This window comes from Streptococcus sp. 3874 (genome assembly GCF_013276425.1).
GTDB lineage: Bacteria > Bacillota > Bacilli > Lactobacillales > Streptococcaceae > Streptococcus > Streptococcus pseudopneumoniae.
Genome location: NZ_VMLA01000042.1, coordinates 27,148 through 44,504 on the forward strand (window position 1 = coordinate 27,148; position 17,357 = coordinate 44,504).

Sequence of the window (17,357 nt, forward strand, 5' to 3'; positions counted from 1 at the left end):
GATTTTCATTGAGTATTAATTCCAAAATCCAGTCAAGGTACCAGTGTATGTGATACGTTTATCTTTCGTATCTTCAGGGAAATTGGGGAAGTCAAAAAGTCTTTGGGTTACAATATGGTTTCCGTTCTTCTATCTCTCCTTCTATCACCTAAGTTTAAAATCTAACTTCGTAGTATATTATGGACCAATAATTCAGAATTATTAAGCAATTCTGAATTATTTTTTTCTTATTCTGTTCCAATCTAGTTTTCATATTCTTAAAAAAGTGATAAAATGGTAGGAAGAATTGGAGAGTAGAGATGCCAAAAGAAGTGAATTTAACAGGCGAAGAAGTTGTCGCTTTAACCAAAAAATATTTAACGGAAGAGGATGTCCATTTTGTCCATAAGGCCTTGGTCTATGCGGTGGATTGTCATAGTGGTCAATACCGCAAATCAGGCGAGCCTTATATCATTCACCCTATTCAAGTGGCAGGTATTCTAGCCAAACTCAAGCTGGATGCTGTAACGGTAGCTTGTGGTTTTTTGCATGATGTGGTGGAAGATACAGATGCGACCTTGGACGATTTGGAAAGAGAGTTTGGTCCCGATGTGCGCGTGATTGTTGACGGAGTCACCAAGCTTGGCAAGGTCGAGTACAAGTCTCACGAAGAGCAGTTGGCTGAAAATCATCGCAAGATGCTCATGGCCATGTCTGAGGACATCCGCGTTATCTTGGTCAAACTGTCTGACCGCTTGCACAATATGCGAACCCTGAAACATCTTCGAAAAGACAAGCAGGAGCGCATTTCCAAAGAAACTATGGAAATCTATGCCCCACTTGCTCACCGTTTGGGGATTTCCAGTGTCAAATGGGAATTGGAAGACCTGTCTTTCCGTTATCTCAACCCGACAGAGTTTTACAAGATTACCAATATGATGAAGGAAAAGCGCAGAGAGCGTGAAGCCTTGGTGGATGAGGTAGTCACAAAATTAGAGGAGTATACGATAGATCGTCACTTGAAAGGGAAGATTTATGGTCGTCCCAAGCATATTTACTCAATTTTCCGCAAAATGCAGGACAAGAGAAAACGGTTTGAGGAAATCTATGACCTGATTGCCATTCGTTGTATTTTGGATACCCAAAGTGATGTTTATGCCATGCTTGGTTATGTGCATGAACTTTGGAAACCCATGCCTGGTCGCTTTAAGGACTACATCGCTAACCGCAAGGCAAATGGTTACCAGTCTATCCATACGACTGTCTATGGGCCAAAAGGACCGATTGAATTCCAAATTCGGACCAAGGCCATGCACGAGGTGGCTGAGTACGGGGTTGCGGCTCACTGGGCTTATAAGAAAGGCGTTAAGGGGCAGGTTAACAGTAAGGAGTCTGCTATTGGGATGAACTGGATCAAGGAGATGATGGAGCTTCAAGATCAGGCTGATGATGCCAAGGAATTTGTGGACTCTGTTAAGGAAAACTATCTGGCTGAGGAGATTTACGTCTTTACACCAGATGGAGCTGTCCGTTCTCTTCCAAAAGATTCAGGACCTATTGACTTTGCTTATGAAATCCATACTAAAGTCGGTGAAAAAGCGACTGGTGCCAAGGTCAACGGCCGTATGGTTCCACTGACAACCAAGCTCAAAACAGGGGATCAGGTTGAAATTGTCACCAACCCCAACTCCTTTGGACCTAGCCGCGACTGGCTCAATATGGTCAAGACCAGCAAGGCGCGCAACAAGATTCGTCAGTTTTTTAAAAACCAAGATAAGGAATTATCTGTTAATAAGGGTCGTGAAATGTTGATGACCCAGTTCCAAGAAAATGGTTATGTGGCCAATAAATTTATGGACAAGCGTCATATGGACCAAGTCCTGCAAAAGACCAGCTACAAGACAGAAGACTCCCTCTTTGCGGCCATTGGTTTTGGGGAAATCGGTGCTATTACTGTCTTTAATCGTCTGACTGAAAAGGAACGTCGTGAAGAAGAACGTGCCAAGGCCAAGGCTGAGGCAGAAGAACTTGTCAAAGGTGGCGAGGTCAAGGTTGAAAATAAAGAAACCCTCAAGGTCAAGCATGAAGGTGGTGTGGTCATTGAAGGTGCTTCTGGTCTCCTAGTGCGGATTGCCAAGTGTTGTAACCCCGTGCCTGGTGATGATATTGTCGGCTACATTACCAAGGGTCGTGGTGTGGCTATTCACCGTGTGGACTGTATGAACCTGCGCGCCCAAGAAAACTACGAGCAACGTCTCCTTGATGTGGAGTGGGAAGGTCAGTACTCTAGCTCAAATAAAGAGTATATGGCTCATATTGATATTTATGGCCTCAACCGTACAGGATTGTTGAACGATGTACTGCAAGTTCTCTCAAACACAACCAAGAATATTTCAACAGTCAATGCCCAACCAACCAAGGATATGAAATTTGCCAATATCCATGTGTCCTTTGGCATTACCAACCTCTCGACGCTGACTACGGTTGTGGACAAGATTAAGAGTGTGCCAGAAGTTTACTCTGTCAAACGAACCAACGGTTAATTGTCTGAGTTCTTACTAGAAAGGCTATTATGAAAATCATTATCCAACGTGTTAAAAAAGCCCAAGTCAGTATCGAAGGTCAGGTTCAGGGAAAAATCAATCAGGGGCTCTTATTGCTGGTTGGTGTTGGACCAGAGGACCAAGAGGAAGATTTGGACTATGCTGTGAGAAAACTGGTCAATATGCGGATTTTTTCAGATGCAGAAGGCAGGATGAACCTATCTGTCAAAGATATTGAAGGAGAAATCCTTTCTATTTCCCAGTTTACCCTCTTTGCGGATACCAAGAAAGGCAATCGTCCAGCCTTTACAGAAGCAGCCAAACCTGATATGGCATCAGACTTCTATGATGTTTTCAACCAAAAACTAGCGCAAGAAGTGCCTGTTCATACAGGTATCTTTGGAGCGGATATGCAGGTTGAGCTGGTCAATGATGGGCCAGTTACCATTATCCTAGATACTAAAAATAGATAAGAAAGATCAAGCCCAGCCGGCTTGGTTTTTCTCATCTATCATAAAATACTCCAAAAGAAATCGGTGCTTGATAGGCTTGGGGAAAGTCTTGTTTCAGGATTTGGCAGGTGCGATAGGAAGGGATGAGATGTCCTAGGATGAGGAGAGTCCCCTGAAGGAAAAGTGGGGTACCACTTAAACATATCAAGGAGAGAATCATCAGGATATCCCATAGGAGAATTTGTAAGGCAAAAGACCAGAATCTCGGTCTAATCTGGGAATAGAGTTGACTAAAGTGGTCACAAAGCTGGTTAGAAAGATAGGTAAACAGCACAGGGTGAAAGAAAATGAGCTAACCGCTATAAATCAAAATCCAATCCCAAGTAAGCACCTCTTTAAAAGCCAAAATGCCCAGCATGATTCCATCAATGACAAGGAGCTCAATGGTTTTGATGAAGATGATTTTTTCATGATAAGCCCTCCTTTTTTCATCTGTTAGTGACGGAATAGTTTATATAATTATTATACAATATTTAGTTGGATTATGGAAGCGCTTACTATCGTTTTTGATATAAAAAATAGATAAGAAAACCCTGAAAATAAAACTTTCAGGGTTGGTTGGGGTACTTGAGAAATTAGTCGATTTTTTCGACGTAGAGTTGTTTTGCAATGTCCATACTTACTTGCAAATTCTCGTTTTTACTGAGGATAGTGAAGGTATTGCTGAAGCCATCAAACTGCTTGACTTGGAGAGGATCACCGATGTGAAGTGAGTGCTTATCCAAATAACTGAGAATGTCAAAACTATCGTGCACACGAGTCAGGCGGTAGGCGCCAGCTTCCTTGATGTCAGCTAGTGGCAGGTTATTGATTTCAACCAGGAGTTCTCCCTTGGCAGGAATAGTTCCTCCGTGAGGGCAAGTCTTGGGGAATCCAAGTAATTTTTCTAGTCTCTCCACGAATAGCTCAGAGACAGTATGTTCCAATACCTCAGCTTCCTCGTGAATCTGGTCACTTGTATAGTCTAAATGATGGACTAGAAAAACTTCAATCAAGCGATGCTTACGATAGAGCTCAGAGACCAATTTGAGACCGAGGTCAGTCAGTAGATAGCCACATTCCTTGTCCTTGAGGATGAGATTTTCACTCTTCATCCGTTTAATCATTTCAGTTACGGCAGGGGGAGAGACTTGCATACGAGCCGCAATTTCCTTGTTGGTAATTTTATGCAGGTCTATGCCAATTTCATAAATACATTTTAGATAATCTTCTTTATTCGGGGTCATTCGCTTCCTCTTGTCTAATATCTTTATCTAGTATATCAAAAAAAGCTAGATTTCTCTAGCTGTGACTTTTTATGTTATACTTATTGCAAGAGAAAAAACGAGGAGATAGATATGACAAAAATAGCTCTTCTTTCAGATATTCATGGAAATACTACCGCTTTGGAGGCTGTTTTGGCAGATGCTCGGCAGCTAGGAGTGGATGAATACTGGCTTCTGGGAGATATTCTCATGCCAGGGACAGGACGTAGAAGGATTTTGGACTTGTTGGATCAACTACCGATTACAGCTAGAGTTTTGGGGAACTGGGAAGACAGTCTGTGGCATGGTGTCCGCAAGGAATTGGATAATACTCGTCCTAGTCAACGCTATCTCTTGCGCCAGTGCCAGTATGTTTTAGAGGAAATTTCCCTAGAAGAAATTGAATTGCTTCACAATCAACCTCTTCAAATCCATCGTCAGTTTGGGGATTTGACAGTTGGAATTAGCCATCATCTGCCTGATAAGAATTGGGGGCGTGAGTTGATTCATACTGGAGCGCAAGAGGATTTTGACCGCTTGGTGACCAATCCTCCTTGTGATATTGCTGTTTATGGACATATTCACCAGCAGTTGCTTCGTTACGGAACTGGTGGGCAATTGATTGTTAATCCGGGTTCGATTGGGCAGCCTTTCTTTTTGGATGCCCAGTTGCGGAAGGACTTGCGGGCCCAGTATATGATTTTGGAGTTTGATGACAAGGGCTTGGTAGATATGGATTTCCGACGGGTAGACTACGATGTAGCAGCTGAATTGCAGCTAGCTAAAGACCTGAGACTTCCCTATTTTGAGGTTTATTATGAAAGTCTGGTCAATGGTATCCACCATACTCATCATCAGGAATTTCTGAGAGAATTGGCGCAGAAAGAGGGCTATGATAGGGAATTAGATGCCTGGTTAAAAAGTGGTAATGATTGACATTACAACTAAAAAGGGTATAATAAAAGAAAAAGAAGAGTAGAGGCAGGGGAGCCTCGTAAAAAGGAGAAGAGGATGCAAATTCCAAGTAGATTTACCATTGCGACTCATATGCTGATAATCATTGCCCTCAAGGGGAAGGAAAGCAAGGTGACCAGTGATTTTCTGGCTGCTAGTGTTGGGGTCAATCCTGTCATTATCAGAAAAACCTTGTCTCAGTTGAAGAAGGCCGAGCTGATTTCAGTAGCGCGTGGAACAGGGGGGACAGAGATTGTCAAGGATCTCAAAGACATTAGTCTTTTAGATGTTTATCAGGCGGTGGAGTGTCTTGGTAAGACAGGCCAACTCTTTAGTTTCCATGACAATCCAAATCCAAATTGCCCAGTCGGAGCTCATATTCATGAGGTTTTGGATCAAAAATTGGAGAGAATCCAGCGAGCTATGGAGGCTGAACTTGGTCAGACCAGCCTAGAACAAGTCGTGGCCGATGCAGAGAGTCAGATGAAGGATTGATTTTTTCTTTAAAACAAGAAAAGCTTATGAGAAGGTTTTTATACTCAATGAAAATCAAAAAGCAAACTAGGAAGCTAGCCGCANNCTGACGAAGTCAGTAACATATATACGGTAAGGCGACGCTGACATGGTTTGAAGAGATTTTCGAAGAGTATTACCTTTTCATAAGCTTTTTATCTATTCTTCCAGGCTTGGTAACGGGTATCAATCAATAATTGGGTAAGGCGTCCCATGGTTTCCCTTTCTTCTGGAGTGAGGGATTGAGCTTGGACAAAGAGATGATGAATGTGTTCAATAGCCTTAAAGGAAGACAGGTCATTGATGGAGCTAATTCCAGCAGCTAGAATGGTGCCAAAGAAGAGGTCGAAGTAGAGCTGAAGTTCTTCATCAGGGACTGTGGCCACCCACTCCTTGAAGGTTGTGTCAACTTGTTGGCTATCACTGTTGGTCTTATCCAGTTGGACGAAGTGCTTGTCCTCAATCTGCCAACTAAAGGTATCGTGCTGGGCGATGCCACCCAAGGCAGTGCTATGAACGATGATTTGGTGGGCAGGAATTTCCAGCATCCTACCGATAATGGAACCTTGTGGAATGAAGACCTTGGTTCTATCCATTATCCTTTGATAACCTTCGGTCTGTGTCAATTCTTGATGGAGACCAGGTGCATCAAATGTATAGACTTCGGTAATCTGATTTTGCAAGCTTTGCTCAATTTGACTAGCAGCATAGATAGCTAGATTTCCTCCCTTGGAATGCCCAGCTAGAATGACTTTTTTCCTAGGGTGGTGGACAAAAAAGTTCTCTAAATAGCATAGGGCGTGCTTTTGAGCAGGAATTTCCTTCATATAGGTCATGTGGAAATCTTCCTTCCAGCCAATGATACTGTCATCAGTCCCACGAAAGACAATCAGATAGGTATCGAGAGTGAGGCGGTAGGTCATAGCCGCAAATTGCTTTTGCAATTCAGGGTCGATGTCGTTGATAAAATGGGAGAGTTTGCAATTTTTGAAGCGCTTGTGTCGAGCTAATTCATCCAATAATTGGAGACGATTTTTACTGGTCAACATGCTGGACTCTCTTGGAACCTGAGGTGCCAAATCTAAAAGTCGCTGAGGAGTTGAGGAGACTAGATTATCAAAGGGAAGGTAGGTGGTTTCTGTTAAGGTTAGAATGTCTAATTCATTTAAAGGTAGGTCGTAAAAGGAATCATATGCGACAACTTTCAGGTAGTCAAAAATATTGGTCATAAGTGCTCCTTTCTTTTTATTTATCTTATCAAATTTCCCTCAAATTAGCTAGTAGGATTGCCTGTCTCTGCTGGTTAAAAACAAGCTATTTCAAATTCAGTTTCAGACCTTCGAGCATGGAAAAATCTGTTATAATAATAGAAAAGGAGGAGCGCATGCACAAGATTTTACTAGTAGAAGATGATCAGGTTATTCGTCAACAGGTCGGGAAAATGCTCTCTGAATGGGGATTTGAAGTGGTTTTGGTAGAAGACTTTATGGAAGTTTTGAGTCTATTTGTTCAGTCGGAACCTCATCTGGTCCTCATGGATATTGGGCTGCCTTTGTTTAATGGCTATCACTGGTGTCAGGAAATTCGTAAGATTTCCAAGGTTCCCATCATGTTTCTGTCTTCCAGAGACCAGGCTATGGATATTGTTATGGCAATCAATATGGGGGCGGATGACTTTGTGACCAAGCCTTTTGACCAGCAGGTTCTTTTAGCTAAGGTTCAGGGCTTGTTGCGTCGTTCCTATGAGTTTGGGCGTGACGAGAGTTTACTGGAATATGCTGGTGTTATCCTCAATACCAAATCCATGGATTTACATTATCAAGGGCAAGTCTTGAATTTGACTAAGAATGAATTCCAGATTTTACACGTTTTATTTGAACACGCAGGAAATATCGTAGCGCGTGACGACCTCATGCGGGAACTTTGGAACAGTGACTTTTTCATTGATGATAATACCCTCTCTGTCAATGTGGCTCGTTTGCGTAAAAAGTTGGAAGAGCAGGGCTTGGTAGGATTTATCGAGACCAAGAAAGGGATAGGGTACGGACTGAAGCATGCTTGATTGGAAACAATTTTTTCTAGCCTATCTGCGTTCCCGTAGTCGTCTGTTTGTCTATCTGCTTGCTTTGGCATTTCTGGTTTTGCTCTTTCAGTTTTTATTTGCCAGTTTGGGAACTTACTTTCTCTACTTTTTCCTCTTGTGTTGCTTTGTAACCATCTTATTTTTCACTTGGGACATATTGGTGGAAACGCAGGTCTATCGTCAGGAAATTCTCTATGGGGAGAGGGAAGCTCAGTCTCCTTTGGAAAGAGCCTTGGCTGAAAAATTAGAAGCGCGTGAGATGGAACTCTATCAGCAGAGGTCTGACGCAGAAAGAAAACTGACGGATTTGCTGGATTACTATACCTTGTGGGCCCATCAGATTAAGACCCCCATTGCAGCCAGTCAACTCTTAGTTGCAGAAGTGGTCGACCGCCAACTGAAGCAGCAATTAGAACAGGAAATTTTCAAGATTGACTCCTATACCAATTTAGTTTTACAGTACCTGCGTTTAGAAAGTTTTCATGATGATTTGGTCTTAAAGCAGGTTCAAATTGAGGACTTGGTCAAGGAAATAATTCGTAAATACGCTCTTTTCTTTATTCAAAAAGGCCTAAATGTCAATCTACATGACCTTGATAAAGAAATCGTGACGGATAAAAAGTGGCTGCTAGTGGTTATTGAGCAAATTATCTCAAATAGTCTCAAGTACACTAAGGAAGGTGGTCTGGAGATTTATATGGAGGGGCAAGAGCTTTGTATCAAGGATACGGGAATCGGGATAAAAAACAGTGATGTCCTCCGAGTCTTTGAACGTGGATTTTCAGGATATAATGGACGCCTAACCCAGCAGTCATCTGGCCTTGGCCTTTACCTATCTAAGAAAATTTCTGAAGAACTGGGGCACGAGATTCGTATCGAGTCTGAGGTCGGAAAAGGAACGATAGCGCGGATTCAGTTTGCTCAAGTGAACCTAGTCCTTGAGTGAGAATAGACGAAAAAGCCTCCGGACTGGAGGCTTTTATGCTAGGTTCTTATTTCTCAACGCGTGATTTGTTGGCTATATCAGCTAGGATAGCTCCAACAAAATCATCAACTGAGACAGTTTGTGTTTCTTTTTGGCCATAGCGACGAACGTTAACAGTTCCGTCTTCCATTTCCTTGTCTCCAACAATCAATTGGTAAGGAATCTTGCTGGTTTGTGAAGCACGGATCTTGAACTGCATTTTTTCATTGCGCTCATCTACGTCTGCACGGACACCGCGGTCACGGAGTTTCTTGGCCACTTCCCAAGCGTAGTCCACGTGTTTTTCGTTAGATACTGGGATGAGGGTTACTTGGTGTGGTGCCAGCCATGTTGGGAAGGCACCCTTGTAGTTCTCAATCAAGATAGCTGTGAAGCGTTCCATAGTTGAGATAACCCCACGGTGAATCATAACTGGACGGTGTTCTTCGCCATCAGCTCCGATGTATTTAAGGTCGAAGCGTTCTGGAAGTAAGAAGTCAAGTTGGATAGTAGAAAGAGTTTCTTCTTTTCCAAGAGCAGTTTTAACCTGGATATCCAATTTTGGTCCGTAGAAGGCTGCTTCGCCTTCGGCTTCAAAGTAGTCCACACCCATTTCATCAAGGGCTGCACGAAGCATGGTTTGGGCATTTTCCCACATCTCATCGTTGTCAAAGTACTTGTGAGTATCTTGAGGGTCGCGAAGAGAGAGACGGAAGCGGTAGTCAGTCAAGTTGAAGTCTTCATAAACATCGATAATCAACTGAAGGGCACGTTGGAATTCTTCTTGGATTTGTTCTGGAGTAACGAAAAGGTGACCGTCGTTGAGAGACATTTCACGCACACGTTGAAGACCAGTGAGGGCACCAGATTTTTCATAACGGTGCATCATACCGATTTCAGCGATACGGATTGGCAACTCACGGTAAGAGTGAACATGGTGTTTGAAGACTTGGATGTGGTGTGGGCAGTTCATTGGACGAAGGACAAATTCTTCCCCGTCACCCATGTCCATAGTTGGGAATATGTCTTCTTGGTAATGATCCCAGTGACCAGAAGTCTTGTAAAGTTCAACAGAAGCAAGTGGTGGAGTATAAACGTGTTGGTATCCAGAAGCCAACTCTTTGTCAACGATGTAGCGTTCCAACTCACGACGAATAGTCGCACCATTTGGCAACCAGAATGGAAGTCCTTGTCCCACTTCTTGTGAAATCATAAAGAGGTCAAGCTCTTTACCAAGTTTACGGTGGTCACGTTCCTTAGCTTCTTCACGCATTTGAAGGTAGTTTTTCAAGTCTTTCTTATCAAACCAAGCTGTCCCGTAGATACGTTGCATCATAGCGTTGTCGCTATTTCCACGCCAGTAAGCACCAGCTACATGGAGAAGGTGGAAGATTTGGATACGACCTGTTGATGGAACGTGAGGTCCACGGCAGAGGTCTACATATTCACCCTGACGATAGATAGTCAAACCGCCTTCGTCTTCTGAGTGTTCTTCAATCAATTCCAACTTGTAAGGGTCATTTTTGAAGATTTCACGTGCCTCGTCTTTAGTCACTTCTTCACGAATAGATGGGAAGTTTTCTTTGACGATTTTTTGCATTTCTTCTTCGATACGAGGAAGGTCTTCGTTAGAGATTTGACCAGCTGTGTTGTCAGTATCGTAGTAGAAACCATCTTCGATGGCTGGACCAACTCCCAAGTGAATGTCTGGGAAAAGACGACGAGCTGCTTGGGCGAACAAGTGAGCTGCTGAGTGACGCAAGATTGGAAGGGCATCTTCGTGATCAGGTGTTACAATTTCGATGCTTCCATCTTCAGTGATAGCACGAGTAGTGTCGATGAGTTTGCCGTTGAATTTACCAGCCAAGGCTTTTTTAGCTAGGGAATTGCTGATAGATTGGGCAATTTCAAAAGTTGTAACGCCAGATTCGAATTCACGAACAGCGCCATCTGGGAAAGTAATGTTAATCATGATGTTCTCCTTTTTTATTATTTCATAGTTTCTAAGCATTGATTTTTTATCAGCAGACTACTTCCAAGTCCTAACGTTCAATTGCTTTTCTTTATCAGAGAGGAAGTTTTCCATTTCCGTCAGAATATCTATATCCAAACGTTGAGAAAGTTCTAATAGTCACCAGATATTTTCTGAAAGTTTTTGTTCCAGTGTGTAGGGTGTTTCATCATAGTAGCGTCCTTGTTTTGTCATCACCAGTCGTTGGAAATTTCCAATATCATTAGATAAAGCCAAGAGGTCTTCTTCTACCGTCCACTTGGAATCATGATGCTTAACTTCCAGTTCGTTATAAGCTTGTCGGATTGCCCAACTGCGCTCCACTAATTCTTGCAACTCCATAATTAGTATCCTAATAAAAAAATGCGACATCCTCGAAAGGACGTCGCAACGTGGTTCCACCTTCATTTATGTACCTCAAAAGAGAGGGACACCTCTGATTGGCTCTAACGTGGCCACCGTTTTATGTTTTCATAAAAAACTCAAGAGTAGTATCAGTATAGTCTTTCTATGCGTTCTCAGCAACCACGCACTCTCTAGTAGAAAGGGACTAAGTGACTTGTCTCTATGGATTATTATAGCATGATTGTGAGATTTTTCAAGGATTTTGTGAAAGTTTTTTGTTTTTTATTTTTGCAGAATATGCTTGATACCAATACCGGAAGCCATGCCGACCAGAGCAAAGGTTTCATAGGCTAAAAAGTAGACAATGCTAAAATCGTGGAAAGAAATGATAGTAAAGCAAAAGAGCAATCCAATGTCAAAAGGGAAAAAGGGAAGCGGTAACCGTAAAGAAGAGAAACGATGAAGGTTACTAACGGAGAAAAGATAAAGATATTTAGAAGATGAGTCCTAGCAGATTGGGACCGGATGAGAGCAGTGAAAATAATTCATAAAGAGGCCAATAAAAGAAAAAGATGACCAGATAGTGGGGGAGATGGGAATAGAATCTAGGCATGATAATCAGCTCGTTTTAAAAAAACAGACAACTTAAATCTCTTGCTATGATTATTATAGCATGTTTAAAACAAGAAAGTAAATCTGTTGACAAAGAAGTTAGTTATTGGTAGAATAGGGATTGTCGTAAAGACAAATAACTTCTTCTTGGTTACAGGCATGCCAACCTGTCACTCGGATGAAGCCAAATAAAAAGGAGAAACATCATGGCAATCTCAAAAGAGAAAAAAAATGAAATCATTGCACAATATGCACGTCACGAAGGTGATACAGGTTCAGTAGAGGTTCAAGTTGCTGTCCTTACTTGGGAAATCAACCACCTTAACGAACACATCAAACAACACAAAAAAGACCACGCTACTTACCGTGGACTGATGAAAAAAATCGGTCGCCGTCGTAACTTGCTTGCATACTTGCGTAAAAACGACGTTAACCGTTACCGTGAGTTGATCAACTCTCTAGGACTTCGTCGCTAATTCAAGATACAAAGGCCGTCAAAAGCACAAAGCAAAAATAGGAAAATTGACGAAGAAACTTCAGTTTCTAGGAGATTTTATCTTTTTTGCCAAGTGCTTAGGCCGTGTTCAATTGAGCATATCTTGATAATAAAGCTACTCTAAATTGGGTAGCTTTTTTGCGTTGTCACCTTACCTCGCTATACTCAAGTATAATCTTCGGTTACGGTTCCTAACACTGTAAGGTAAAATAAACTAGCTTTTCTCCCTTCGGGGAGATTTTTTTTGTTTCACTGAAAGTTTCGTACAATCTTCGCCTCGTCGCCTAGCCTATAAACGGTTTATCTAGCAAGAATCATGATGCTAAGGGTGTCAAAAATCCGTATGAAAATAGGGAAATGACACAGTGTTCGATGAACACAAGGAGTTTCATCTTTTCCACTAAGATTTTAGCCCGGGCTCAAATCAGCTCTCTGACTTCAGAGGGCTTTTTTATTGAGGTTTTATCGGTCACAATTTTGGAGACTACAAAAACCTCAAATGGTATCAGCTAATTACACCATAAAGGTGCGCAGCTACTCGGCTTGAAAAGTCGAGTAGGTGTCTGCAAGCCCCCTCGGAGAGCCCACACTTTACGAAGTAAAGTATAGTATGTTATACTTTACATGGAAGTAGTCACTGAATTCCAGTTAGAAATTACTTTGTAACTACGTTTTGAGGAGGAGTAAAATGCTTTCCTACGTTCGACATTACCCACTAGCGATAGCTAAATTAATGTGTCTGTGCTCTCCTAAAATCTGCTGATTTATTACTGACTAATACAGGAGGTTTTTTTTATGGGACAGACAATCATATCTGCTATTGGTGTTTATATTTCCACCAGTATCGATTATTTAATTATTTTAATTATTTTATTTGCACAGCTATCACAGAATAAACAGAAATGGCATATTTATGCGGGGCAATATCTAGGCACAGGCTTACTTGTAGGGGCGAGTTTAGTTGCTGCTTATGTCGTTAATTTCGTGCCTGAAGAATGGATGGTTGGATTGCTTGGTTTAATCCCTATCTATTTAGGGATTCGCTTTGCAATTGTTGGAGAAGATGCGGAAGAAGAAGAGGAAGAAATTATTGAAAGATTAGAACAAAGCAAGGCAAATCAACTGTTTTGGACAGTTACATTGCTGACAATTGCGTCTGGCGGAGATAATTTAGGTATCTATATACCTTATTTTGCTTCGTTAGATTGGTCACAGACCCTCGTGGCCTTGCTTGTGCTTGTAATCGGCATAATTATCTTTTGCGAGATTAGTCGGGTGTTATCCTCTATTCCGTTACTATTCGAGACAATTGAAAAATACGAGCGAATCATTGTGCCCTTAGTATTCATTCTACTTGGACTATACATCATGTATGAAAATGGCACGATAGAGACTTTTCTGATCGTGTAGATTTTTTTGTTTCACTAGGATTTTAGCCCGAGCTCAAATCAGCTCTCTGATTTTCAGAGGGCTTTTTCATTGAGTATAAATGGACAAATCTTAACGTTACTCTATTGTAGAGTGGCTTTTGATTTGATTAGGAGATTCTTATAAATATAGTAAAATGAAATAAGAATAGGACAAATCGATCAGGACAGTCAAATCGATTTCTAAAAATGTTTTAGAAGTAGAGGTGTACTATTCTAGTTTCAATCTACTATATAAATGAAAACCTTAGCTGTTTGGCCAAGGTTCATTTCTTCTATGCAAGTTCTTCTCTTTTCTTATCTGGGTTCCAGATGAAGCTTGCGATAAAGCTAAAGATGATGGTTAGGATAGCGAGGATAATAGCAAGGATGAGGGCAGGAATGCGGATAAACCACCAGAGTGGATTTGGTTTTTTATCATTGTGCCATTGTTTCGTTTCTTCGTCCAGACGTTGGAATTCTGTTTGAATACGATTGGCGACTGTTTCAATGCCTTCATCATTCATTTTCTTGATATCTGAGATATCGATTGGATTTCCAAAGTTCATATCGACACGTTCACGGCTAATCAAGCCCTTCAAAGTCATGGGACCGGTGTAGGTAACCGGCATGATACGGACCTTGGCCATTTTGGCAATCAGAGCTACGCCCCCCTTGACATCGTTTGAGTGACGGCTCCCACTTGGAAACATGATGAGAGAGCGGTCACTTTTTTTGAGAACATTGATAGGGTATTTGATGGCTGAGGCGCTAGGATTTTCACGGTCGATAGGAAAGGCGCCACACATACGAATCCACCAGCCAAAGATACGGTTGGTAAAGAGTTCTTTTTTTGCCATAAAGATAAACTGTTTTGGCTTGGTCGCAAAGGCCATATAAACTGGATCCCACCAAGTGCGGTGAGGCGCAACCAAAATATAATTTTCATCTTGATTAGGAATTTTATCAGTATTATGATAGTGGGCATTGCCATTGATGGACCATAAGAGCAATACAACTAATCCACGCAAATAAGTATAAAACATGCGATCTCCTTCGATTGTTTTCTTGTTATTATTATACCTTATCAAAGGAGGGCTGGCAAACTTTTCCCTTGACTAGATGCATATTTGGGATGAGATTAGAATTCTTTTAGAAAAAATGATATGATAGAATTTATGGATAAAAATAAGATTATGGGATTAACCCAAAGAGAAGTCAAGGAAAGACAGACTAAGGGCTTGGTCAATGATTTTACTGCTTCGGCCAGTACCAGCACTTGGCAAATCATCAAACGAAATGTCTTTACCCTTTTTAACGCTTTGAACTTTGCCATTGCTTTGGCCCTTGCCTTTGTGCAGGCTTGGAGCAATCTGGTCTTCTTTGCTGTTATCTGCTTTAACGCTTTTTCTGGAATTGTGACCGAGCTACGGGCCAAACACATGGTGGACAGGCTCAATCTCATGACCAAGGAAAAGGTCAAGACTATTCGTGATGGCCAAGAAGTGGCTCTGAATCCTGAAGAATTGGTGTTAGGAGATGTCATTCGTCTGTCTGCTGGAGAGCAGATTCCCAGTGATGCCTTAGTTTTGGAAGGCTTTGCGGAAGTCAATGAAGCCATGTTGACGGGGGAAAGTGATTTGGTACAAAAGGAAGTGGATGCCTTGCTTTTGTCAGGAAGTTTCTTAGCCAGTGGGGCAGTTTCAGCTCAAGTTCACCATGTTGGATCTGAGAACTATGCTGCCAAACTCATGCTGGAAGCCAAGACCGTTAAACCCATCAACTCTCGTATCATGAAATCGCTGGACAAGCTAGCTGGTTTTACTGGGAAGATTATCATTCCTTTTGGTCTAGCTCTCTTGCTAGAAGCCTTGCTTTTAAAAGGCCTGCCTCTCAAGTCTTCCGTTGTAAACTCGTCGACAGCACTTCTGGGAATGTTGCCCAAGGGAATTGCCCTTTTGACCATTACTTCGCTCTTGGCTGCAGTGATTAAGCTGGGCTTGAAAAAGGTCTTGGTGCAGGAGATGTACTCTGTTGAGACCTTGGCGCGCGTGGATATGCTCTGTCTGGACAAGACGGGTACCATCACTCAAGGAAAGATGCAGGTGGAGGCTGTTCTTCCTTTGACCGAAGAGTATGGAGAGTCAGCGCTTGCTAGCATCTTGGCCAGCTATATGGCTCATAGTGAGGATAAGAATCCAACTGCCCAAGCCATTCGACAGCGTTTTGTGGGAGAAGTTACTTATCCTATGATTTCCAAGCTTCCCTTCTCCAGCGACCGCAAGTGGGGAGCCATGGAGTTAGAATGTTTGGGGACAGTTTTCTTAGGGGCACCTGAGATGTTGCTGGACTCTGAAGTCCCAGAAGCCAGAGAGGCCTTGGAGAGAGGTTCACGTGTCTTGGTCTTAGCTCTCAGTCAGGAGAAATTAGACCATCACAAACCACAGAAACCTTCTGATATTCAGGCTCTGGCCTTGTTGGAAATCTTGGACCCTATTCGAGAGGGAGCAGCAGAGACGCTGGACTATCTCCGTTCTCAGGAAGTGGGCCTCAAGATTATCTCTGGTGACAATCCCGTTACGGTGTCCAGCATTGCCCAGAAGGCTGGTTTTGCGGACTACCATAGCTATGTAGATTGTTCGAAAATCATCGATGAGGAATTGATGGCCATGGCGGAGGAGACAGCTATTTTCGGACGTGTTTCCCCTCATCAAAAGAAACTCATCATCCAAACGTTGAAAAAAGCGGGTCATACAACGGCTATGACAGGGGACGGGGTTAATGATATCTTGGCCCTTCGTGAGGCGGATTGTTCTATCGTGATGGCGGAGGGGGATCCAGCAACCCGTCAGATTGCCAATCTGGTTCTCTTGAACTCAGACTTTAATGATGTTCCTGAGATTCTCTTCGAGGGTCGTCGCGTGGTCAATAACATTGCCCATATCGCCCCGATTTTCTTGATAAAGACCATCTATTCCTTCCTGTTAGCAGTCATCTGTATTGCCAGTGCTTTACTAGGTCGGTCAGAGTGGATTTTGATTTTCCCCTTCATTCCGATCCAGATTACCATGATTGACCAGTTTGTGGAAGGTTTCCCACCATTCGTTCTGACTTTTGAGCGAAATATCAAACCTGTTGAGCCAAACTTCCTCAGAAGATCCATGCTTCGTGCCCTACCAAGCGCTCTCATGGTCGTGTTCAGCGTTCTTTTTGTGAAAATGTTTGGAAGTAGCCAAGGTTGGTCTGAGTTAGAAATCTCAACCCTCCTCTATTATCTACTTGGGTCTATCGGTTTCTTATCTGTATTTAGAGCCTGCATGCCATTTACCCTCTGGCGTGTCCTCTTGATTGTTTGGTCAGTAGGAGGCTTCCTAGCTACAGCTCTCTTCCCAAGAATTCAAAAATTACTTGAAATTTCGACCTTAACAGGACAAACATTACCTGTTTATGGTGTCATGATGTTGGTCTTTACCGTGATTTTCATCCTGACTAGTCGCTATCAAGGCAGAAAATAAAGAAAGGCTGCAATCTGTGGATTGCAGTTTTTTTATACGACGAGTCTATCGTATAGTGGATTGAATCTGGAATAGGACATCATAGCTACTAAAACATTTCTAATACTCTTCGAAAATCTCTTCAAACCACGTCAACGTCGCCTTACCGTACTCAAGTACGGCCTGCGGCTAGTTTCCTAG

The 17,357-nt window shown here is 42.3% G+C and carries 14 protein-coding genes and 3 pseudogenes; 10 read left to right on the top strand and 7 right to left on the bottom strand.

What is annotated here, in order from left to right; genetic code table 11:
* The first annotated feature begins 299 nt into the window (after positions 1–299).
* Entirely contained in the window at positions 300–2,522 is a 2,223-nt protein-coding gene (locus HT703_RS04760; RefSeq protein ID WP_001123816.1) for a bifunctional (p)ppGpp synthetase/guanosine-3',5'-bis(diphosphate) 3'-pyrophosphohydrolase, read from the top strand.
* A gap of 29 nt (positions 2,523–2,551) precedes the next feature.
* On the top strand, positions 2,552–2,995 hold the full coding sequence (dtd, locus tag HT703_RS04765; RefSeq protein ID WP_023933223.1) for a D-aminoacyl-tRNA deacylase: 444 nt from the start codon (positions 2,552–2,554) through the stop codon (positions 2,993–2,995).
* A 31-nt stretch (positions 2,996–3,026) separates the two neighbouring features.
* Here the strand turns inward: dtd and HT703_RS12100 are convergent.
* A pseudogene (locus HT703_RS12100) lies at positions 3,027–3,392 on the bottom strand (hypothetical protein).
* On the opposite strand from HT703_RS12100, the gene HT703_RS04775 reads away from it, so the two are divergent.
* Complete coding sequence (locus HT703_RS04775; RefSeq protein WP_155246366.1) at positions 3,312–3,473, top strand: hypothetical protein; 162 nt, start codon at positions 3,312–3,314, stop codon at positions 3,471–3,473. The pseudogene HT703_RS12100 and the gene HT703_RS04775 overlap by 81 nt on opposite strands.
* A gap of 136 nt (positions 3,474–3,609) precedes the next feature.
* Here the strand turns inward: HT703_RS04775 and HT703_RS04780 are convergent, their stop codons facing one another.
* Positions 3,610–4,260: a metal-dependent transcriptional regulator gene (locus HT703_RS04780; protein WP_000188518.1), complete on the bottom strand. Its 651-nt coding sequence runs from the start codon at positions 4,258–4,260 to the stop codon at positions 3,610–3,612.
* 111 nt (positions 4,261–4,371) lie between these two features.
* Here HT703_RS04780 and HT703_RS04785 point away from each other — a divergent pair, with 111 nt between their 5' ends.
* Together HT703_RS04785 and HT703_RS04790 are read left to right on the top strand one after the other, a co-directional pair.
* Entirely contained in the window at positions 4,372–5,214 is an 843-nt protein-coding gene (locus HT703_RS04785; protein WP_000160953.1) for a metallophosphoesterase family protein, read from the top strand.
* Positions 5,215–5,289: 75 nt separating this feature from the next.
* The gene (locus HT703_RS04790; protein WP_001166799.1) at positions 5,290–5,727 is read left to right on the top strand and encodes an Rrf2 family transcriptional regulator; all 438 of its coding nucleotides are present in this window, start codon (positions 5,290–5,292) and stop codon (positions 5,725–5,727) included.
* A gap of 173 nt (positions 5,728–5,900) precedes the next feature.
* Here the strand turns inward: HT703_RS04790 and HT703_RS04795 are convergent, their stop codons facing one another.
* Positions 5,901–6,974, bottom strand: a complete 1,074-nt coding sequence (locus HT703_RS04795) for a DUF2974 domain-containing protein (protein ID WP_000181734.1) — start codon at positions 6,972–6,974, stop codon at positions 5,901–5,903.
* Between the two features lie 155 nt (positions 6,975–7,129).
* Here HT703_RS04795 and HT703_RS04800 point away from each other — a divergent pair, with 155 nt between their 5' ends.
* Together HT703_RS04800 and HT703_RS04805 are read left to right on the top strand one after the other, a co-directional pair.
* The gene (locus HT703_RS04800) at positions 7,130–7,807 is read left to right on the top strand and encodes a response regulator transcription factor (RefSeq protein ID WP_000548989.1); all 678 of its coding nucleotides are present in this window, start codon (positions 7,130–7,132) and stop codon (positions 7,805–7,807) included.
* Entirely contained in the window at positions 7,800–8,774 is a 975-nt protein-coding gene (locus HT703_RS04805) for a sensor histidine kinase (protein WP_172929953.1), read from the top strand. The genes HT703_RS04800 and HT703_RS04805 overlap by 8 nt, the downstream gene beginning before the upstream one ends.
* A 46-nt stretch (positions 8,775–8,820) precedes the next feature.
* Here HT703_RS04805 and thrS read toward each other — a convergent pair whose 3' ends face one another.
* The 3 genes and pseudogenes from thrS to HT703_RS11670 all read right to left on the bottom strand — a co-directional run bounded on the left by thrS (position 8,821) and on the right by HT703_RS11670 (position 11,761).
* On the bottom strand, positions 8,821–10,764 hold the full coding sequence (thrS, locus tag HT703_RS04810) for a threonine--tRNA ligase (RefSeq protein ID WP_050261660.1): 1,944 nt from the start codon (positions 10,762–10,764) through the stop codon (positions 8,821–8,823).
* Positions 10,765–10,821: 57 nt separating this feature from the next.
* Positions 10,822–11,145 (bottom strand): annotated as a pseudogene (locus tag HT703_RS12105) (MazG-like protein).
* A 256-nt stretch (positions 11,146–11,401) separates the two neighbouring features.
* Positions 11,402–11,761, bottom strand: a pseudogene (locus HT703_RS11670) (hypothetical protein).
* A 205-nt stretch (positions 11,762–11,966) separates the two neighbouring features.
* Between HT703_RS11670 and rpsO the strand changes: the two are divergent.
* On the top strand, positions 11,967–12,236 hold the full coding sequence (gene rpsO, locus HT703_RS04820; RefSeq protein ID WP_001018251.1) for a 30S ribosomal protein S15: 270 nt from the start codon (positions 11,967–11,969) through the stop codon (positions 12,234–12,236).
* A gap of 815 nt (positions 12,237–13,051) precedes the next feature.
* Positions 13,052–13,666, top strand: coding sequence for a CadD family cadmium resistance transporter (locus HT703_RS04825; protein WP_054393199.1), 615 nt, complete (start codon positions 13,052–13,054; stop codon positions 13,664–13,666).
* Positions 13,667–13,958: 292 nt separating this feature from the next.
* Here the strand turns inward: HT703_RS04825 and HT703_RS04830 are convergent, their stop codons facing one another.
* Positions 13,959–14,708, bottom strand: a complete 750-nt coding sequence (locus HT703_RS04830) for a 1-acyl-sn-glycerol-3-phosphate acyltransferase (protein ID WP_054393198.1) — start codon at positions 14,706–14,708, stop codon at positions 13,959–13,961.
* Positions 14,709–14,840: 132 nt separating this feature from the next.
* Here HT703_RS04830 and HT703_RS04835 point away from each other — a divergent pair, with 132 nt between their 5' ends.
* Positions 14,841–17,177 carry a cation-translocating P-type ATPase gene (locus HT703_RS04835; protein WP_054393200.1) on the top strand — a complete coding sequence of 779 codons (2,337 nt, stop codon included), beginning with the start codon at positions 14,841–14,843 and terminating at the stop codon, positions 17,175–17,177.
* Positions 17,178–17,357 lie beyond the last annotated feature (180 nt).